The organism is Rhodopseudomonas sp. RCAM05734 (genome assembly GCF_052658035.1).
On the sequence record NZ_CP199742.1, the window covers coordinates 2,862,741 to 2,880,140 of the forward strand.

The 17,400-nt window shown below is 65.3% G+C and carries 21 protein-coding genes; 15 read left to right on the plus strand and 6 right to left on the minus strand.

Annotation, left to right across the window (positions count from 1 at the left end; all coding sequences use genetic code 11):
* The first annotated feature begins 43 nt into the window (after positions 1 to 43).
* On the plus strand, positions 44 to 1,615 hold the full coding sequence (hisS, locus tag ACUXVA_RS13570) for a histidine--tRNA ligase (RefSeq protein ID WP_445492639.1): 1,572 nt from the start codon (positions 44 to 46) through the stop codon (positions 1,613 to 1,615).
* Between the two features lie 72 nt (positions 1,616 to 1,687).
* Complete coding sequence (locus ACUXVA_RS13575) at positions 1,688 to 2,011, plus strand: 2-hydroxymuconate tautomerase (RefSeq protein WP_445492641.1); 324 nt, start codon at positions 1,688 to 1,690, stop codon at positions 2,009 to 2,011.
* 64 nt (positions 2,012 to 2,075) lie between these two features.
* On the opposite strand, the gene ACUXVA_RS13580 is transcribed toward ACUXVA_RS13575, so the two are convergent.
* Complete coding sequence (locus tag ACUXVA_RS13580; protein ID WP_445492643.1) at positions 2,076 to 2,417, minus strand: hypothetical protein; 342 nt, start codon at positions 2,415 to 2,417, stop codon at positions 2,076 to 2,078.
* Positions 2,372 to 2,863, minus strand: coding sequence for an acyl-CoA thioesterase domain-containing protein (locus ACUXVA_RS13585; RefSeq protein ID WP_445492645.1), 492 nt, complete (start codon positions 2,861 to 2,863; stop codon positions 2,372 to 2,374). Before ACUXVA_RS13585 ends, ACUXVA_RS13580 begins: the two co-directional genes overlap by 46 nt.
* A gap of 128 nt (positions 2,864 to 2,991) precedes the next feature.
* Between ACUXVA_RS13585 and ACUXVA_RS13590 the strand changes: the two genes are divergently transcribed.
* Positions 2,992 to 3,387 carry a thioesterase family protein gene (locus ACUXVA_RS13590; RefSeq protein ID WP_265079825.1) on the plus strand — a complete coding sequence of 132 codons (396 nt, stop codon included), beginning with the start codon at positions 2,992 to 2,994 and terminating at the stop codon, positions 3,385 to 3,387.
* A gap of 7 nt (positions 3,388 to 3,394) precedes the next feature.
* Here ACUXVA_RS13590 and ACUXVA_RS13595 read toward each other — a convergent pair whose 3' ends face one another.
* Both ACUXVA_RS13595 and ACUXVA_RS13600 read right to left on the minus strand, forming a co-directional pair.
* Positions 3,395 to 3,931, minus strand: a complete 537-nt coding sequence (locus tag ACUXVA_RS13595; protein ID WP_413776392.1) for a DUF3617 domain-containing protein — start codon at positions 3,929 to 3,931, stop codon at positions 3,395 to 3,397.
* A 103-nt stretch (positions 3,932 to 4,034) separates the two neighbouring features.
* Positions 4,035 to 4,325, minus strand: a complete 291-nt coding sequence (locus tag ACUXVA_RS13600; RefSeq protein WP_445492648.1) for a hypothetical protein — start codon at positions 4,323 to 4,325, stop codon at positions 4,035 to 4,037.
* A gap of 165 nt (positions 4,326 to 4,490) precedes the next feature.
* Here ACUXVA_RS13600 and ACUXVA_RS13605 point away from each other — a divergent pair, with 165 nt between their 5' ends.
* From ACUXVA_RS13605 to ACUXVA_RS13620, 4 genes are all read left to right on the plus strand, one after another.
* A complete protein-coding gene (locus tag ACUXVA_RS13605; RefSeq protein ID WP_265079823.1) occupies positions 4,491 to 4,961 on the plus strand; it encodes a hypothetical protein in 471 nt (156 codons plus the stop codon).
* Positions 4,962 to 5,058: 97 nt separating this feature from the next.
* Positions 5,059 to 5,739 (plus strand): ribonuclease T2 family protein, encoded by a 681-nt coding sequence (locus tag ACUXVA_RS13610; RefSeq protein ID WP_445492650.1) that lies wholly within the window; start codon positions 5,059 to 5,061, stop codon positions 5,737 to 5,739.
* 210 nt (positions 5,740 to 5,949) lie between these two features.
* A complete protein-coding gene (locus ACUXVA_RS13615; RefSeq protein WP_265079821.1) occupies positions 5,950 to 6,807 on the plus strand; it encodes a 23S rRNA (adenine(2030)-N(6))-methyltransferase RlmJ in 858 nt (285 codons plus the stop codon).
* A gap of 285 nt (positions 6,808 to 7,092) precedes the next feature.
* Positions 7,093 to 7,308, plus strand: a complete 216-nt coding sequence (locus tag ACUXVA_RS13620) for a cold-shock protein (RefSeq protein ID WP_265079820.1) — start codon at positions 7,093 to 7,095, stop codon at positions 7,306 to 7,308.
* A gap of 162 nt (positions 7,309 to 7,470) precedes the next feature.
* Here ACUXVA_RS13620 and ACUXVA_RS13625 read toward each other — a convergent pair whose 3' ends face one another.
* The gene (locus ACUXVA_RS13625) at positions 7,471 to 8,112 is read right to left on the minus strand and encodes an outer membrane protein (protein WP_265079819.1); all 642 of its coding nucleotides are present in this window, start codon (positions 8,110 to 8,112) and stop codon (positions 7,471 to 7,473) included.
* Positions 8,113 to 8,352: 240 nt separating this feature from the next.
* Here ACUXVA_RS13625 and uvrC point away from each other — a divergent pair, with 240 nt between their 5' ends.
* The 6 genes from uvrC (at position 8,353) to ACUXVA_RS13655 (ending at position 14,412) form a co-directional block, all read left to right on the plus strand.
* Positions 8,353 to 10,452: an excinuclease ABC subunit UvrC gene (uvrC, locus tag ACUXVA_RS13630; protein WP_445492654.1), complete on the plus strand. Its 2,100-nt coding sequence runs from the start codon at positions 8,353 to 8,355 to the stop codon at positions 10,450 to 10,452.
* Positions 10,453 to 10,554: 102 nt separating this feature from the next.
* Complete coding sequence (gene pgsA / locus ACUXVA_RS13635; protein ID WP_445492656.1) at positions 10,555 to 11,169, plus strand: CDP-diacylglycerol--glycerol-3-phosphate 3-phosphatidyltransferase; 615 nt, start codon at positions 10,555 to 10,557, stop codon at positions 11,167 to 11,169.
* Positions 11,166 to 11,417, plus strand: a complete 252-nt coding sequence (moaD, locus tag ACUXVA_RS13640; RefSeq protein ID WP_265079817.1) for a molybdopterin converting factor subunit 1 — start codon at positions 11,166 to 11,168, stop codon at positions 11,415 to 11,417. The genes pgsA and moaD overlap by 4 nt, the downstream gene beginning before the upstream one ends.
* 7 nt (positions 11,418 to 11,424) lie before the next feature.
* On the plus strand, positions 11,425 to 11,898 hold the full coding sequence (locus ACUXVA_RS13645; RefSeq protein ID WP_265079816.1) for a molybdenum cofactor biosynthesis protein MoaE: 474 nt from the start codon (positions 11,425 to 11,427) through the stop codon (positions 11,896 to 11,898).
* Positions 11,898 to 12,878 (plus strand): 50S ribosomal protein L3 N(5)-glutamine methyltransferase, encoded by a 981-nt coding sequence (prmB, locus tag ACUXVA_RS13650; protein ID WP_265079815.1) that lies wholly within the window; start codon positions 11,898 to 11,900, stop codon positions 12,876 to 12,878. Before ACUXVA_RS13645 ends, prmB begins: the two co-directional genes overlap by 1 nt.
* Positions 12,879 to 13,017: 139 nt before the next feature.
* The gene (locus ACUXVA_RS13655) at positions 13,018 to 14,412 is read left to right on the plus strand and encodes an MATE family efflux transporter (protein ID WP_445492659.1); all 1,395 of its coding nucleotides are present in this window, start codon (positions 13,018 to 13,020) and stop codon (positions 14,410 to 14,412) included.
* A 226-nt stretch (positions 14,413 to 14,638) separates the two neighbouring features.
* On the opposite strand, the gene ACUXVA_RS13660 is transcribed toward ACUXVA_RS13655, so the two are convergent.
* Entirely contained in the window at positions 14,639 to 15,751 is a 1,113-nt protein-coding gene (locus ACUXVA_RS13660) for a branched-chain amino acid aminotransferase (RefSeq protein WP_265079813.1), read from the minus strand.
* Between the two features lie 282 nt (positions 15,752 to 16,033).
* Between ACUXVA_RS13660 and ACUXVA_RS13665 the strand changes: the two genes are divergently transcribed.
* Positions 16,034 to 16,585, plus strand: coding sequence for a MarR family winged helix-turn-helix transcriptional regulator (locus ACUXVA_RS13665; RefSeq protein WP_265079812.1), 552 nt, complete (start codon positions 16,034 to 16,036; stop codon positions 16,583 to 16,585).
* A 7-nt stretch (positions 16,586 to 16,592) separates the two neighbouring features.
* Complete coding sequence (locus ACUXVA_RS13670) at positions 16,593 to 17,315, plus strand: response regulator (RefSeq protein WP_413776391.1); 723 nt, start codon at positions 16,593 to 16,595, stop codon at positions 17,313 to 17,315.
* The last annotated feature ends 85 nt before the right edge of the window (positions 17,316 to 17,400 follow it).

Here is a 17,400-nt window from a genome sequence, read left to right on the forward strand (position 1 = left end):
CGGCGGCTTGCCCGGTTTCGGCGCGGCTGGTACCACCCGCCGCATGAGTGAAAAACCCAAAAAGCCCCAGAAATTGCGTGCCCGGCTGCCGCGCGGCCTCGGCGACCGCGGCCCCACCGATATTGCCGCCACAAGGCGCATGATCGAGACCATCCGCGAGGTCTATGAGCGCTACGGCTTCGAGCCGGTCGAGACGCCGACCATGGAATTCACCGACGCGCTCGGCAAGTTCCTGCCCGACCAGGACCGGCCCAACGAGGGCGTGTTCTCGTTCCAGGACGACGACGATCAGTGGATCTCGCTGCGCTACGACCTGACCGCGCCTTTGGCGCGCTATGTGGCCGAGAATTTCGACCATCTGCCAAAACCCTATCGCAGCTACCGGCAGGGGTATGTCTACCGCAACGAAAAGCCCGGCCCGGGCCGCTTCCGCCAGTTCATGCAGTTCGACGCCGACACGGTGGGCTCGGCCTCGCCGGCGGCGGATGCCGAGATGTGCATGATGGCGGCGGATGCGATGGAAGCGCTGGGGATTCCGCGCGGGTCGTATGTGGTGAAGGTGAATAACCGCAAGGTGCTTGATGGCGTGATGGAGAGCATCGGGCTGGGCGGAGACGACAAGGCCGGTCAGCGGCTCACCGTGCTGCGGGCGATCGACAAGATGGACAAGTTTCCCGTCGATGAAATTAAGAAGCTCCTCAGCGCCGGTCGCTGGGACGGCGGCGAAGAAGGCAAGGGCGATTTCACCAAGGGAGCGGGACTCGACGCCGGTCAGATTGACGCTTTGCTATTTTATTTAGGGGCGCAGTACAGCACAGGTTTTTCAGGTGGAAGTTTAACCTCGTCTGAAAAGATAAAGATCGCTTGGAACGCAAGGTTTGACGCTTGGAAAAAAGCGGTCGGCACATCGGCGAGCGGCCTAGCCGGCGTTGAAGAGCTTCGTGAAATCGCGGACCTCGTTGTTGCTGGCGGCTTCCTCGAGGATCGTATTCGTTTTGAATCCTCCGTCGTCCGCGGCCTCGAATATTACACCGGCCCGGTTTATGAGGTCGAACTCACCCTCGAGACCAAGGACGAAAAGGGCCGCCCGGTGCGCTTCGGCTCGGTCGGCGGCGGCGGGCGTTATGATGGCCTCGTGTCGCGCTTCCGCGGCGAGCCTGTGCCGGCTACCGGCTTCTCCATCGGCGTGTCGCGGCTGCAGGCGGCGTTGACGCTGCTCGGCAAGATCGACACCACGCCGGCCTTCGGTCCCGTCGTCGTCACGGTGTTCGACCGCGACCGCATTGCCGACTATCAGAAGATGGTCGCGCAATTGCGCAACGCCGGCATTCGCGCCGAACTCTATCTCGGCAATCCCAAGAGCATGGGCAACCAGCTCAAATATGCCGACCGCCGCAACTCGCCCTGCGTGATCATCCAGGGCTCCGACGAGAAGGCCGCAGGCGAGTTGATGCTGAAGGATCTGATCCTCGGCGCCGAACTGTCGAAGCTCGGGGAAGGCGACCGCGAAGCGTACCTCGCGAAGCAGGGCGAAGCGCAGGTCAAGGTGCCGGAGGCGGCGCTGGTTGAAGAGGTGCGCAGGATTCTGGACAAGCACGCCGTGAAGTGGGGATGATCGAACCTCGGCTGTCATCCCCGCGTAGGCGGGGATCCAGTATTCCGAAATGCCAGTGTTCAAACATGAGCTTTGCGGAATACTGGGTCATCCGCTTTCGCGGATGACGACATCCATGCAGGATGCGAAACCGCGTGTCGGACGCGCGGACATGTTTCAACGCAAGAGCAACGGGAGACGACAATGCCTGAGATCACCATCAACCTGGCCGCCGGCCGCACCGACGAGCAGAAGAAGGGCATGATGCTCGACATCACTGCCGCGCTGGTGAAGAACCTCGGCGTCCCCGCGGAGGCCGTGGTGATCCAGATCAACGAGGCGCCGCACAACAACAAGATGAAGGGCGGCCAGACCTTCGTGGAACGCTACGCCGCGGCTGCGGCGGCGAAGAAGTAGGGCGGCTTTCTTCCCCTCTCCCGCCTGCGCAGCTACGCTGCTTGGAGGAGAGGGGAAAAGCGATCTACCCGAACACCGCGACGTTCTGCCGGCTGGCCATGATCGGCCGGCCGCGTGCGTTCCACAGCGTCATTGCCTGGCTGGAGTAGCCTTGGCCGATCTGTTCGGCGACGTTACGGATCAGCCACCAGCCGTCGTCGGTGGCGATGTCGTCGGTCAGCATGTCGATCGACCAGGTCATGGTGCTGATCGGCGCCGGCGCACTGGACATCACCGAGGCCGCCGGCGGTGGCGCGTCGGCCAGCGCCAGCAATGCCACCAGCGACGGCGCCACGGCATCGCGGTGGCGCAGCCACAGCGTCATCTGCGGATCGGTCGCGCCGCTGAACGGCAACGCGCCGGCCACGTGACGACCCTCGATATGTTCCAGGAAGCGCAGCATCGGCGGCGCGCCGCGAAAAAGTCCGGGCATTGCTCCGGCGCCTGCGGCTGCAGTGAGCCGAGTTCGGTATGGGCGAAGGCCGACGGCCGCGCTGCGCCGAAGCACAGCATCGCGCGGGTGGCGAGGCCGGCCTCGCCGATCAGGTCGACGCCGGCGAACACCGTGGATTTTCCCTTGCGCAGCAGGGTCGGGCGCAGTTGCAGCGCGCCGGTCGCCGGGCCGATGAAGGCGAACTGCGCCGAGCGCAACGGCGGCAGGTCGGCGAACGCGCGCTGCGCGGTCTCGGTACACAATGCGGCGGCAAGGCCGCCATAGACGGTGCGGCCCTGCAGCCAGTCGTCGCCCACGGTGATGCCCCAGTCGTCGCCGGCGCGCTCCAGGCTGGCCATCAGGTCGCTAAATCCGGTCATGGGCAATCCTCGTTGCTGGCGGCTTGCTGCGCCTTTGCATGATCATCGTCATATACAGGAAATCGGGCGGCGTCGGCAAACCTTCCGACCGTCTTGTCTGCGGGCGGTCGCCGGCCTAAAGACAGGCCATGGACGCACGCGACATTATCAAGACCGGACTCAGCGCCGAACGCAACCTCACCGTCGCCGCGGAGAACACCGTCCGGCACTTCGTGCCGACGATGCCTGCGGTCTATGCGACGCCGATGATGATCCTGGAAATGGAATTGACGTCCGGCGATGCGCTGGACGGGCATTTGCCGGAAGGCTGGGTCACCGTCGGCACCGAGGTCAATATCCGCCATCTCGCGGCGACTCCGATCGGGCGCGTGGTGCGCACCACGTCGCGCGTCGTCAGCGTGGAAAAGCGGGTGATCCGTTTCGCGGTCGAGGCGTTTGATGGCGAGCGCAAGATCGGCGACGGCACCCATGCCCGCGGGCTGGTCAATGTCGCGGAATTTTCCGCGCGGTTCGGCGCGCGCTGATCCCGGCCTACTTCGTCGGCATCAGGCCCTTCAGCTTTTCCATGTCCTTGATGTTCATGCTGAAGCCGCCGGGCATCACGATGTCGCCGGGCTGCTGCGTGGCGGCGCAGGCGCCGAGCCACTTGGCCTCCAGCGTCATGGAAGTGTCCTGCGGCATGCCGGCCGGCGGCTTGTCGTTATGCGAGGTGACCTTGACGGCATAGGCGGAGTTGAAGTCGCCGGTGACCTCGGAATGCGAGGTCATGGTGGTGCCGTTGAAGCTGCACACCGCATCCGTGCTGTAGCCGGTCGCGGTCTTCTGGGTCTCGTTCTTCGCGCACTTTTCCTTCGACATCGGCGAGAATGTCGCGGTCATCTGCTTGTCGGTGGCCTCGTCGGTGCAGTGCTGCATGGTGATTTCGGGCGTCGGCGAGCCGGCCCGCACCATCTTCAATTCCCACAGCCCGGCCTTGCGAGTCGGCAGTTCCACTGCGGAAGCGAGCGCTGGCAGTGTCGCGAGCAGCAGCCCGGCGGTGCAGAAGGTGAGGGCAGGTCGTCGCATCATGGTTCGCTCCGTGACGAGGATGAGCCTTGAAGATGAGCCTTGAAGATGAGCCTTGCAGATTAGCCTTGCAGATTAGCCTCGAAGATGAGCCGTGCCGTCGCGCTCAGTAGCGAACGCGCAGCGGTCGGTCCGATGCCCCATAAGGCACCCAGCGGCAGGCGAACGAGATGTAGCCGCCGTAATAGGCCTGGGCGCCGAGGAACTTCGCCACCTTGCCGTAGCGCGCGCAGTGATCGACCGCCATTGCGCGGACGTCGCTCTGGCTGACCAGCGAATAGGCGATGATGCCGCCGGTGTCGTTGCCCTTGAACGGCGGCACGGTGTCGGCGCGCGCGGCGCTTCCCAGCACACAGAGAACAGCAGCAGCCAGGATAGCCGGCCGAATCATTCGCATCGTCGTCTCCATTGTCGTTGCCGCTACCTTAGAGCGCATCGGGGGCCGTGAAAAGAACGCCGGCAGATCCGGCCGGGTTTGTGCGCAGGGTGTTGCCGCGGTGCACTTGACCTCGCCCGGGCTTCGCGGCACCGTTCGGAACCATCATCAGCCGGCGGATTCCCCATGCGCGACCTCATCTCATCCTGGAAGAAAGCTGCTGTGGCGACGATCGCCGGCGTCGCATTCGGGGTGCTGGCTCTGGCGCCCGGCGCGCAGGCCGCCAACCCGCTGGAACTGAATTTCGGCCTGTTCGGCCCGAGCTATGACGGCCGCGTTGCCGACTGCCAAGCCGGCCTGTCGAGCATCAGTTCGCAGTTCGCCGAAAAGGAAAGCACGTTCTGGAACTCGGCGCTGCAGATCACCGGCTACGCCAATGTCCGCGAGACCGCGTTCCGGCCCTGGCAGTCCGACAACATTCCGCGCCGCTATTGCACCGCCAGCGCCATGCTGAACGACGGCAAGCTGCGCACCGTGCATTACTCCATCATCGAGGACGGCGGCTTCGCCGGTTTCGGCCAGGGCGTCGAATTCTGCGTGGTCGGCCTCGATCGCGACTGGTCCTACAATCCGGCCTGCAAGGCCGCACGGCCCTGAACCTGACGCGGGCTATTGCGTCCCGCGGATCGGATTTTGTTCTTGAGATGTTCTTGATGGCTGGCTAGGCTTGTCCCGGTCAGGGCTGGGGCGCGTGATGTTTGATCGATTTCCTCTGCTGATTGCGCTGTGCGTGGCCGCCTTCGCGGCGCTGGCCGGCCCGGTGGCGGCGCAGGACCGCCGCCAGAACGCACCCGGCGAATTCGATTTCTACGTGCTGTCGCTGTCGTGGTCGCCGTCGTTCTGCGAGGCGGCGCAGGAGCGCGGCAATGCCGGCCGCGCCCAGATGCAGTGCGGCGGGCGGCCCTATTCCTTCGTGGTGCACGGGCTATGGCCGCAATACGAGCGCGGTTTTCCCGATTATTGCCAGCGGCCGTCGCCGCGGCTCGACCGCAACATCATGACCTCGATGCTCGACCTGATGCCGGCGCCCGGCCTTGTCTTCAACGAATGGGACAAGCACGGCACCTGTTCGGGGCTGGGGCCGCGCGGTTATTTCGAGACCATTCGCAAGGCGCGCGCCGCGGTGAAGATTCCGGCTGAATTCCTCGCACTGGCCGATCCCAGGACCATCGCGCCCCTGGCCATCGAGGAGGCCTTCATCAAGGTCAATCCGGGCCTCAGCAATGCCGCGATCGCCGTCACCTGCGACCGCGCCCGGCTCAGCGAGGTCCGGATCTGCATGAGCAAGGACCTCCAGTTCCGCGCCTGCGAGGAAACCGACCGCCGCGCCTGCCGCCGCGACAACGTGGTGATGCCGCCCATGCGCGGCGGGTAGGGGCGGCAAGCACCTTGCGGTCGTCCCCGCGCATGCGGGGACCCGGTACACGCTGGCTTTGCGGCTCCATCAATTCGCCGGTGTTTACTGGATCGCCCGGTCCTGGCGCGCAATTGCGCGCCGGCCGGGCGACGACAGCGGAGTGAGCGGCTGGGTCGGCCACACGACCATTCTTTGCTGAATCCGCCGCGTTAGCGTAAAGCCTGCCGCATGAATTATCGCCACGCCTTTCACGCCGGCGGCTTTGCCGATGTCATCAAGCACATCGTCCTGGTCCGCATTCTCAGCTACCTCAGCGAAAAGCCGTCGGCCTTTCGGGTCATCGACAGTCATGCCGGGGCCGGGCTCTATGACCTCAGCGGTGAGGAATCCCAGCGCACCGGCGAATGGCTGACCGGCATCGCCCGGGTGATGCAGGCGCGGCTGTCGGAAACCGCGCTCCCGCTGGTCGCGCCCTATCTGGACATCGTCCGCTCGTTCAACCCGCCGCGCGAACTAAAGACCTATCCCGGCTCGCCGCTGATCGCCCGCAGGATGCTGCGGCCGCAGGACAGCTTGGTGGCCTGCGAGGTCGAGCCCAAGGCGCGCAAGCAGCTGATCGGGGCGCTGCGCCGCGACAAGCAGGCCCGCATCGTCGATCTTGACGGCTGGGTCGGGCTGCCGGCCTTCGTGCCTCCGAAGGAGCGCCGCGGCGTGGTGCTGATCGATCCGCCGTTCGAGGCCAAGAACGAATTTGAGCGCATGGCCGCAGGCTTCGACGAGGCCTTCGCCAAATGGGCGACCGGCATCTATGTGCTGTGGTACCCGGTCAAGAGCCGGCGGGCCACCGACACGCTGGCGGATCACGTCGGTCACACCGTTGCCGCCGCCGGTCCCGGCAAGGTGCTGCGGCTGGAATTCAGCGTGGCGCCGCAGGCGCCCGATGCCGGGCTGACGTCGGCCGGCCTGCTGGTCGTCAACCCGCCCTGGAAGCTGATGGCCGATCTCAAGGCGATCCTGCCCGAGCTGGAAAAGCCGCTGGGGCAGGGCGGCGCCGGCCGCTTCCGGCTCGAGACCGTCAAGACCTGAACTACACTCAGTCCGGTACTGTAGCCTACCTTCGCGGCGCAACCGCGCACCGATCCGCATCAGGGCGGTAGTCAATCCGTCACAAACCGTATTATGCTACGGCCATTGGACTGGCTTTACGTTCCGTCTCCGCGAATGGGGGCGGCGGAGTGACAAGGCCTCGGGTTTGCGCGAAGCGGAAATTGTCGCCGGCTTCGCGAGATGGCCGAGCTTTCCGGCAGTGATGTCCGGTCGCGCCGATACGTGGGCGTAGCGGCGGAGCATTGCGGGGAGAGGAGTTTCCCGATGGCCATGAGCGGGACGGTCAAGTTCTTCAATGGCGAGCGCGGCTACGGCTTCATCAAGCCCGACGACGGCGGTCGCGACGTGTTCGTGCACATCACCGCGGTCGAGCGCGCCGGCCTGAAGGACCTCGCCGAAGGACAACGCATCACCTTCGAAGTCGAGCCGGACAAAAAGGGCAAGGGCCCCAAGGCGGTCAATCTGGTGATCACAGCTTAAACGCAACCGTCTGCCGCAAACTCACGCCGTCATCCCCGCCGAAATGCAATTGCGTTTCGGCGGGGATGACGGCGATGGAGTTGCCGGAGAGCAAAAAAATCCCGGCCGCCGCGGCAGCCGGGAGTTCGAATGCATATTTTTTTATACTTGGAGCCGTGATGACTAGAAGTGATAGTTGACGCCGAGGCGGACGGTGCCGAAGTCGAGGCCGTTGCTCGCATTGGTGAGCGTGTAGTCGTTGCTCGACAGGTTGACGTAGAGATATTCGATCTTGGCGGTCCAGTTCTGGTAGATGCCGACTTCGGCACCGACGCCGACGGCGTAACCGGCCGAGGTCTTGGACTGCTGCAGACCGGTGATGAGCGATTCGCCCTGCAGGCTGCCGAAGGCGAGACCGCCGGTGCCGTAGATCAGGACGTTGTTGAAGGCGTAACCGATGCGGCCGCGCACGGTGCCGAACCACGGGTTGGAGAACTTGTAGCTGGCGAACTTGTCGTCGGCGCCGGTGGCCTGCATGTCGCCTTCGAGGCCGAACACGATGTTCCCGCTCTGCCAGTTGTAGCCGCCGGTCACGCCGCCGGCGATGCCGGAGGGCTTCGCGCCGGTGTTGGAGACGTTGCCCCACTCATAGCCCAGGGTGCCGCCGAGATAGGGGCCGGCCCAGCTGTAGCCGTTGAGCGGCTGGTTCACCGTATAGGGCGCGCGCGAGCGGTACGGAAGGTCCGCCGCCGACGCTGCCGCGACGCTGGCAACGGTGATGCCTGCTGCCATGACGGCCGCTGCCGCAAACGTGAACTTGGTCATCTTACTCTCCACAACGCTGACTCGGCAGTTCCGGCGGTCGGTTCGGGGCATGCCCGACCAAATCCTTAGGGTTACGAAACTGCATCTTTTCTCGAGACAAGTTATCGAGAGTTTTAACTTAAGCAGTTCTTAAGGGCCCGTTTCGGCGCCTTATTGGCGTTAATGAAGTCTTACTTGCGGCAGCCGGATGGAATGAGCGAGGCGCTGGCGATGATCCGCTGCAGTGCCTAAATTGGTCCCATGATTCAGGATCCCACCCCTTTCCCGGAGCCGGCCGAACCCGCGGCGGAGCCGGGTTCCACCGATGCACCGATCCAGCCGTCCACGGCTGCGCAGGATCTCGATCCGGCCACCGTCACCGCCGAGGACGATGAGGATTCGCGGCTGCCCGACGTGGTGGACGATTCCAGCGAGCCGGTGCTCGAGGGGCCGCTGGCGGTCGGTCGCGCGGCCATCGAACATGCCGTGAAACATGCGCCCACCTCGCCGGGCGTCTACCGCATGCTCAACGCGGCCTCCGATGTGCTCTATGTCGGCAAGGCCAAGAACGTGAAGAAGCGGCTGTCGTCCTATGCGCGGCCCACCGGCCATGTGATGCGCATCGCGCGGATGATCGCGGCCACCGTGGTGGTGGAGATCATCTCGACCGCCACCGAGACCGAGGCGCTGCTGCTCGAAGCCAACCTGATCAAGCAGCCGCGGCCGCGCTTCAACGTGCTGCTGCGCGACGACAAGTCGTTTCCCTATATCCTGATCTCCGGGGATCACTGGGCGCCGCAGATTCTCAAGCACCGCGGCGCGCAGTCGAGGCCCGGGCGCTATTTCGGTCCGTTCGCCTCGGTCGGCGCGGTCAACCGCACCATCACCGCCTTGCAGCGCGCGTTTCTGGTGCGCTCCTGCACGGATTCGTTCTTCGAGAGCCGGACCCGGCCATGCCTGCTGTACCAGATCCGGCGCTGCGCCGGCCCGTGCACCGGCGAGATCGACTTTCCCGGCTATACCGAGCTGGTCAAGGAGGCCAAGGATTTCCTGTCCGGCCGTTCCCGTGCGGTGAAGCAGCCGCTTGCCGGCGAGATGGAGAAGGCATCGGATGAACTCGCCTTCGAGCGCGCGGCCTTGTACCGCGACCGCTTGGCGGCGCTGTCGGCGATCCAGTCGCAGCAGGGCATCAACCCGCGAACCGTGGAGGAGGCCGACGTGTTCGCCATCCACCAGGAGGGCGGCTATTCCTGCGTCGAGGTGTTCTTCTTCCGCACCGGGCAGAACTGGGGCAACCGGGCGTATTTTCCGCGTGCCGAAAAATCCTTCACCCCGGAGGAGGTGCTGTCCTCGTTCCTGGCGCAGTTCTACGACGACAAGCCGCCCCCCAAGCTGATCCTGCTGTCGCATGGCATCGAGGACAGCGACGTGCTGGCCAGCGCGCTGACCATCAAGGCCGGCTTCAAGGTCGAGGTGATCTGCCCGCAGCGCGGCGAGAAAAAGGAACTGGTGACCCATGCGCTGACCAATGCCCGTGAGGCGCTTGGCCGCAAGCTGGCAGACACCGCCACCCAGGCGCGGCTGCTGCAGGGCATGGTCACCGCGCTCGGCCTGCCGCACGTGCCGAAGCGCATCGAAGTCTACGACAACAGCCATATCCAGGGCACCAATGCGGTCGGCGCGATGATCGTGGCCGGGCCCGACGGCTTCATGAAGAACCAGTACCGCAAGTTCAACATCAAGTCGGAGGGTCTGACGCCGGGCGACGATTACGCGATGATGAAGGAGGTGCTGCAGCGCCGCTTCAAGCGGCTGCTGGCGCCGCCGCAGGACGGCGTGGCCAAGGCCAAGGACGAGGATTTCCCGCAGTGGCCGGACCTGGTGATCATCGACGGCGGCCGTGGCCAGCTCAACGCGGTCAAGGAGATCTTCGACCAGCCGGCGCTGACCGACGTGACGCTGATGTCGGTCGCGAAGGGGCCGGAACGCGACGCCGGCCAGGAAACCCTGTTCATGCCGGACCGCCCGGCGATCAAGCTGCAGCCGCGCGACCCGGTGCTGTATTTCATTCAGCGGCTGCGCGACGAAGCCCATCGTTTCGTGATCGGTTCCCACCGCAAGCTGCGCAAGAAGGATATTCGCGAGGCCGGCCTGCAGGAAATCCCCGGCATCGGGCCGACCCGCAAGCGGGCGCTGCTGCACCATTTCGGCACGCTGAAGGAGATCGAACGCGCCTCGGTGGGCGATCTCGGCAAGGTTCCCGGCATCTCGGCGGAAAGCGCGCGCAAGATTTTCGATTTTTTCCACGCTCAGGGCAGCCGAGAGGTTGCCGACCACCGTCCGAAGATGGACGTAAAGTAATGCGCCGGCGACACGAAAGTCCCGCGCGAATGTCGTCGGTCCGGCCTATAAGATTTCCCGGGGGCGGTTGACCTCCGCGCCTTGGCAGTATTGGTAAGACGAATGACCGCTGCAACCACACGAGGGACTGTGAACTCCGCGCTGTCCCTGCCGAATCTGCTGACCTATGCCCGCATCGCCGCAATCCCGGTGGTGGTCGGATGCCTGTACGCCCAGTCGGTCCAGGACGGCCCGCTCTGGCTGCGCTGGGTGGCGCTGGCGGTGTTCATCGCCGCCGGGATTACCGATTTTCTCGATGGCTATATCGCGCGGATGTGGGACCAGCATTCGGCCTTCGGCCGCATGCTCGACCCGATCGCCGACAAGCTGCTGGTGGCGTCCTGCCTGCTGATGCTGGCGGCGGATACCAGCATTCACGGCTGGACGCTGTGGGCCGCCGTCGTGATCCTGTGCCGCGAGATCCTGGTGTCGGGCCTGCGCGAATATCTCGCCGCCTTGCGCGTCAGCGTGCCGGTGACCAAGTTGGCCAAGTGGAAGACCACGATGCGGCTGGTCGCCATCGGGTTCCTGCTGGCTGGTGAAGCAGGCGACATGGTGTTGCCGTTCACGACCCTGACGGGGATCGTGCTGCTCTGGCTGTCGGCGCTGCTGACCATCTACACCGGCTACGACTATTTCCGCTCCGGCATTCATCACCTCATCGCGGAGGATGCATGAAGGTTCTGTATTTTGCCTGGGTGCGCGAGCGTATCGGCAAGGCCGAAGAAATCGTCGAGCCGCCGGCCGCCGTGCAGACGGTGGGCGACCTGATCGGCTGGCTGACCACGCGCGGCGAGCAATATGCGTACGCTTTCGAGACGCCGAAGGTGATCCGCGCCGCCATCGACCACACCCACGTCAAGCCGGAGACCATGATCGCCGGCGCGCGCGAGATCGCCTTCTTCCCGCCGATGACCGGCGGCTAGCGTCGTCATGACGACCGCCGCCACCATCCGCATCCAGCAGGCCGATTTCGACATCGCGCAGGAGATCGCCGCGCTGACCGACGGCCGCACCGATATCGGCGCAGTCGTGACCTTCAGCGGCATCTGCCGCGGCAACGACAGCGGGCAGGGCGACGCCACCACGGCGCTGATGCTGGAGCACTATCCCGGCATGGCGGAAGCCGAGATCGCCCGTCACGCTGACGAGGCCATGACGCGCTGGCCGCTCACCGGCCTCACCGTCATTCACCGCGTCGGGCGGATCGTCCCCGGCGAAAACATCATGGTGGTGCTGACCGCGTCGGCGCATCGCCAGGCGGCATTTCAGGCGGCGGAGTTTCTGATGGACTATCTCAAGGCACACGCGCCGTTCTGGAAGCGCGAGGAGACCGCCGAGGGCTCCGGCTGGATCGAGGCCAAGAGCCACGACGATGCGGCCGCCGCGCGCTGGACCAAATCCTGATGGCTAAAAAGACAAAGGTCGCGGCGAAGAAGGTAGTGAAGCGCAAACCCGCCCCGGCGAAGCCGGCCAAGGTCGCCGCCGCGCCAAAAGTCGGCATCGGCGAACTGGTCACGCTGTTCGATTTCGTCCGCTATGGGGTCAGCCGCTTCGTTGCGGCGAAGCTGGTGTTCGCCCACGGCACGACCGATCCGGTGGCCGAGGCCGCCTTCATCGTCTGCGAAGTCCTGCATCTGCATCCAGACCAGTTCGAGACCTTTGCCACCGCCCGCGTCACCGCGGTGGAAGCGCGGCAAATTCTCGACGTGATCGACAAACGCGTCAGCACGCGAAAACCTGCCGCCTACCTGGTCAACAGGATCTATATGCACGGCATGCCGTTCTATGTGGACGAGCGCACCATCGTGCCGCGGTCCTTCATCGGTGAATTGCTGGACTCGCATTTTTCCGGAGAGGACGGCTCGCTGATCGACGATCCCCTCGCGGTGGAGTCCGTGCTCGATCTGTGCACCGGCTCCGGATGCTTGGCGATCCTAGCCGCCCGGGCGTTTCCGAATGCACGCATCGACGCCGTTGACCTGTCGAAGGACGCGCTCGCGGTCGCGGCACGCAATGTCGCGGATTACGGGCTGGAGGAGCGCATCACGCTGTACCAGGGCGACCTGTACAAGCCGCTGCGCGACACCCGCTACGACCTGATCATCAGCAATCCGCCCTATGTGGATGCGCAGGGCATGGCCGACCTGCCGCGCGAATGCCTGTTCGAGCCGCGCATGGCGTTCGATGGCGGCGACGACGGCATCGACCTTGTCAGGCGCATCGTCGAAGAGGCCGGCGATCACCTTAATCCCGGCGGCGGCCTGCTGTGCGAGGTCGGCCGCTGCCAGCCCACGCTGGAATATGCCTATCCGGACGCCGGATTCCTGTGGCTCGACACCGAGGACTCCGAGGGCGAAGTGTTCTGGCTGCCGGCGGCCAGCTAACGAACGAACCAAGGCGCCGATGTTTTGGTCCTTCTCCCGGCCACGCCGCTGCGCGGCGCCGGGGGAGAGGGGATCCGTCATTGCGGTCGTGCAGCTGTAACGGGTTTCGCCAGCGCTCCGCCCGTCCTACAAGATCCTCATGTTGAGCACGGATAAATCCCAAGCTTTTACGCGCGCGGCCTGGCTCGGCGAGTTCCGCGCGATGCTGGCGCTCGGCTGGCCGTTGGTGCTGACGAATCTGGCGCAGATCGCGCTGACCACCACCGACGTGCTGGTGCTGGGCCGGCTGGGCGCCTCGGCCTTGGCGGCCGCGGCGCTCGGCGTGAACCTGTATCTGGCGATCCTGATCTTCGCCATCGGCCTCATCACCGCGACGTCGCCGATGATGGCGGACGCCGTGGGCCGCAAGCTGCATGTGGTGCGCGATATCCGGCGCACGTTCCGGCAGGGTCTGTGGTCGGCCGTCATCATTTCGGTGCCGGCGTGGATCGTGCTGTGGCACACGGAACAGGTTCTGCTGCTGTTCGGCCAGGAGCCGCAGGCGGCGGCCGACGCGCAGACCTTCGTGCGCCTGCTGCAATGGGGCTTTCTGCCGACACTTGGGTTCATTGCGCTGCGCTCTTTCGTGGCAGCGCTGCAGCGGCCGACGTGGGCACTGGTGGTGACCGCCGTCACCATTGCCTTCAACATTGTCGCGAACTGGGTTCTGGTGTTCGGTCATCTCGGCTTGCCGGCGCTGGGGCTTCGCGGCTCCGGCCTCGCCACCACGCTGTCGAACCTGTTTCTGTTCGTCGCCTTTGCGATCGTGATCAGTTTCCATGGCAGATTCCGCCGCTACCATCTGTTCGGGCGCTGGTGGCGCGCCGACTGGCCGCGCTTCCTGAAACTGTGGCGGCTCGGCCTGCCGATCGGCGCGACCATGGCGTTCGAGATCACGGTGTTCAATGCCGCGGTGTTCCTGATGGGCCAGTTCGGCACCGCGGCGATCGCTGCGCATACCATCGCGATCCAGATCGCTTCGGTGACCTTCATGGTGCCCATGGGCCTGAGCCAGGCCGCCACGGTGCGGGTCGGTCGCGCCCATGGCGCCGGCGACCGCGATGGCGTCACGCGCGCCGGCTGGACCGCCTTCGCGCTCGCCATTGTGTTCATGGCCTCCATGAGCGCGCTGATGATCCTGGCGCCGCGGACGCTGATCGGCGCCTTCATCGACACGGGCGACGCCGCAAACGCTGCCGTCGTCAATTTCGCGGTGTCGTTCCTGTTTTGCGCCGCCGTGTTCCAGATCGCCGACGGCGCGCAGTCGGTCGGCGCCGGCATGCTGCGCGGCCTGCAGGATACCAGGATGCCGATGCTCTTCGCGCTGCTCGGCTATTGGGGATTCGGCATGTCGCTCAGCCTGCTGTTCGCCTTCCAGCTCGGCTTCGGCGGCGTCGGCATCTGGATCGGGCTGGCCGCCGGGCTCGTCGTGGTCGCGATCATGATGATCAGGCGATGGACGCAGCGGGCGCGGCTCGGGCTGGTGGGAGTGTAGTTGCCGCCGTGAACGCTGTTGTCTTTCCCTCTCCCCCGCGCGCAGCGAAGCTGCGCGAAGGTGGGAGAGGGTGGCTTCGCGAAGCGAAGACGGGAGAGGGGGCGCACTCACTCGGAAACAAGAGCCCCCTCTACCGGCTCGAATGCGCTTCGCGCCTTCGATCCACCCTCTCCCACCAACGCCGCTGCGCGGCGCCGGGGGAGAGGGGAAGAAGAGGCGCTTTCGCTCAGATCACCTTGCGGATCCAGTTATGCGGGTCGGGCGCGCGGCCGTACTGGATATCGACCAGCTGCTTGCGCAGGCCCATCGCGACCTCGCCGGCGACGCCGCCGTTGATGGTGAAGTCGCCGCTCGCGGAGCGCACCGTGCCGATCGGCGAGATCACCGCGGCGGTGCCGCAGGCGAACGCCTCTTTCAACTTGCCGCTGGCGGCATCGGCGCGCCACTGCTGGATCGTATAGGCCTCCTCGCGCACCGTCCGGCCCGCGTCGCGCGCCAGCGCGATGATCGAATCGCGGGTGATGCCGGGCAGGATGGTGCCGAGCGGCGGCGTCGAGAGCGAGCCGTCGTCGAACACGAAGAACACGTTCATGCCGCCGAGCTCCTCGATGTAGCGGCGCTCCAGCGCATCGAGGAAAACCACCTGGTCGCAGCCGTGATCGATGGCTTCGGCCTGCGCGCGCAGGCTCGCGGCGTAATTACCGCCGCACTTGACGGCGCCGGTGCCGCCGACCGAGGCGCGCGTGTAGTTCTCCGACACCCAGATCGACACCGGCGCCGGGCCGCCCTTGAAATAGGAGCCGACCGGGGAGGCGATGACGGCGAAGATGTACTCCGCCGAGGGCTTCACACCGAGGAAGATCTCGCTGGCGATCATGAACGGCCGCAGATAGAGGCTGCCTTCGCCACCTGGAATCCAGGCGCTGTCGATGCGCACGAGTTGCTCGACGGCTTCGACGAAGGTCGGTTCGGGCAGCGGCGCCATCGCCATGCGCTCGGCCGAGTTCCTGAAACGCCGGGCATTGGCGTCGGGGCGGAACAGGTTCACGCCGCCGTCGTCGCGCCGGTAGGCCTTCAGGCCTTCGAAAATCTCCTGCGCGTAGTGCAGAACGGCGGTGGCCGGGTCGAGCGGGAAACTGGCGCGGGACCCGATGCGCGCGCCATGCCAGCCTTCCACCTCGTTATAGCGGACGATCGCCATGTGTTCGGTGAAGACCCGGCCGAAGCCGGGGTTCACCAGCTTTGCCGCGCGATGCTCTTCGGTCACCGGATTTGCTTCGGGCTGAACGTCGAACTTCAGCAAGGCCGCGCCATCGATTTTGTCGAACGAAATTCCCATGGACCTAACTCCTGGCTTGCGGCGCAGCGGCTGGGCGGCAGCGTCGGTGTTTCTACGCTCACTTCGCGCTCTGCAACACAGTATTGTTGCCGGTCACCCGCTTTTGCGGATGACGCGAAATTCAGTATGGTGAGACGGTTGTCACGCGACAATCGCCGGTGGTGGATGCGCAGCCAGGCTGCGTATCCGTTGTATCGGGCGTTTCTGACCGCCGCGCGGCGAAGGTTCTAATATTTCGTCGCGATGGGTCGTTTTGTAAGATTGAACCCAAGATATGTCAATATGCCTGACATAAATTTCAAGAACGCCGCTTCACGATCGCCTGACGCGGTCGCTGGCGGGCCGTCCCCGGATGGGGCGCCGAAACCGCGCTGGGACGTCATCGAGCTGTTGTTCTTCGCCTATCGCGACTTCGTCGGCGATCCCGATCACGTGCTGGATGCCTTCGGCTTCGGCCGGGCGCATCACCGCGTGGTCCATTTCGTCTACCGCTATCCCGGGCTGAAAGTGGCCGACCTGCTCGACGTGCTGCGCATCACCAAGCAGTCGCTGGGCCGGGTTCTGAAGCAATTGCTCGACGAAGGGTATATCGTCCAGAAGGCCGGCGCCGCCGACCGGCGGCAGCGTCTTCTTTTCGCCACCGCCAAGGGCGAAGCGCTGGTGGCGCAACTGGCAGGCCTGCAGACCGATCGCATCACGCGGGCGCTGCGGGACTTCAAGCCGGCGGAGGTCGAGGCGGTGAACCGCTTTCTGATCGGAATGATTGATCGCGGCGATCCCGACAAGGTGCTGCAGGGCATCCTCGGGGCCGGGCCCGAACGAACCGCGGGATAGCAAGGGAATGATGCTGAACCTCGCTGCCAAACGAACGCCGCAGCCGTCGGACGACGCGCCGCACCTGCTGCTGGTCGACGATGACCGGCGTATCCGCGACTTGCTGTCGCGCTTCCTGGCCGGCGAGGGCTATCGCGTCACGACCGCCGCGAGCGCCAAGGATGCCCGCGCCAAGCTGCTCGGGCTGAACTTCGACATGCTGATCCTCGACGTGATGATGCCCGGCGAGACCGGCTTCGAACTGGCGCGCTTCATCCGCACCTCGTCGGCCGTGCCGATCATCATGCTCACCGCACGCCACGAGGCTGAGGCGCGCATTGAGGGCCTGCAAATCGGCGCCGACGACTATGTCGCAAAGCCGTTCGAGCCGCGCGAACTGGTGCTGCGCATCGGCAATATCCTCAAGCGCAGCGCCCCGGCGCCGGTCGAGCGGCTGGAGTCGATCGCCTTCGGGCCGTACATCTATCACCTGGAGCGCGGCGAGCTGCGCCACGGCGAGGAGATCGTTCATCTCACCGACCGCGAGCGCGAGATGCTGCGCGTGCTGGCCGCCGCGCCCGGCGAGACCGTGCCGCGGGGCGCGCTGACCGGCGGCGACGGCACCGTCAACGAGCGCGCGGTGGACGTGCAGATCAACCGGCTGCGCCGCAAGATCGAGCTCGATCCCGCCAATCCGCTGTTCCTGCAGGCGGTGCGCGGCATCGGCTATCGCCTGGTCGCGGCGCCGTGAACTTTCTCCAAGGCGATCCATTTGCCCGAAGCGACCTTGCTTCACCTCGCCCCGCCGCGCGAAGCGAAGCTTCGCTAGGCGGGGA

Bases quoted from the DNA above. Each gene is read 5' to 3' on its own strand.
- hisS (WP_445492639.1), top strand. From the start codon at position 44: ATGAGTGAAAAACCCAAAAAGCCCCAGAAATTGCGTGCCCGGCTGCCG.
- ACUXVA_RS13585 (WP_445492645.1), bottom strand. From the start codon at position 2,863: ATGACCGGATTTAGCGACCTGATGGCCAGCCTGGAGCGCGCCGGCGAC.
- ACUXVA_RS13590 (WP_265079825.1), top strand. From the start codon at position 2,992: ATGGACGCACGCGACATTATCAAGACCGGACTCAGCGCCGAACGCAAC.
- ACUXVA_RS13595 (WP_413776392.1), bottom strand. From the start codon at position 3,931: ATGATGCGACGACCTGCCCTCACCTTCTGCACCGCCGGGCTGCTGCTC.
- ACUXVA_RS13600 (WP_445492648.1), bottom strand. From the start codon at position 4,325: ATGCGAATGATTCGGCCGGCTATCCTGGCTGCTGCTGTTCTCTGTGTG.
- ACUXVA_RS13605 (WP_265079823.1), top strand. From the start codon at position 4,491: ATGCGCGACCTCATCTCATCCTGGAAGAAAGCTGCTGTGGCGACGATC.
- ACUXVA_RS13610 (WP_445492650.1), top strand. From the start codon at position 5,059: ATGTTTGATCGATTTCCTCTGCTGATTGCGCTGTGCGTGGCCGCCTTC.
- ACUXVA_RS13615 (WP_265079821.1), top strand. From the start codon at position 5,950: ATGAATTATCGCCACGCCTTTCACGCCGGCGGCTTTGCCGATGTCATC.
- ACUXVA_RS13620 (WP_265079820.1), top strand. From the start codon at position 7,093: ATGGCCATGAGCGGGACGGTCAAGTTCTTCAATGGCGAGCGCGGCTAC.
- ACUXVA_RS13625 (WP_265079819.1), bottom strand. From the start codon at position 8,112: ATGACCAAGTTCACGTTTGCGGCAGCGGCCGTCATGGCAGCAGGCATC.
- uvrC (WP_445492654.1), top strand. From the start codon at position 8,353: ATGATTCAGGATCCCACCCCTTTCCCGGAGCCGGCCGAACCCGCGGCG.
- pgsA (WP_445492656.1), top strand. From the start codon at position 10,555: ATGACCGCTGCAACCACACGAGGGACTGTGAACTCCGCGCTGTCCCTG.
- moaD (WP_265079817.1), top strand. From the start codon at position 11,166: ATGAAGGTTCTGTATTTTGCCTGGGTGCGCGAGCGTATCGGCAAGGCC.
- ACUXVA_RS13645 (WP_265079816.1), top strand. From the start codon at position 11,425: ATGACGACCGCCGCCACCATCCGCATCCAGCAGGCCGATTTCGACATC.
- prmB (WP_265079815.1), top strand. From the start codon at position 11,898: ATGGCTAAAAAGACAAAGGTCGCGGCGAAGAAGGTAGTGAAGCGCAAA.
- ACUXVA_RS13655 (WP_445492659.1), top strand. From the start codon at position 13,018: ATGTTGAGCACGGATAAATCCCAAGCTTTTACGCGCGCGGCCTGGCTC.
- ACUXVA_RS13660 (WP_265079813.1), bottom strand. From the start codon at position 15,751: ATGGGAATTTCGTTCGACAAAATCGATGGCGCGGCCTTGCTGAAGTTC.
- ACUXVA_RS13665 (WP_265079812.1), top strand. From the start codon at position 16,034: ATGCCTGACATAAATTTCAAGAACGCCGCTTCACGATCGCCTGACGCG.
- ACUXVA_RS13670 (WP_413776391.1), top strand. From the start codon at position 16,593: ATGATGCTGAACCTCGCTGCCAAACGAACGCCGCAGCCGTCGGACGAC.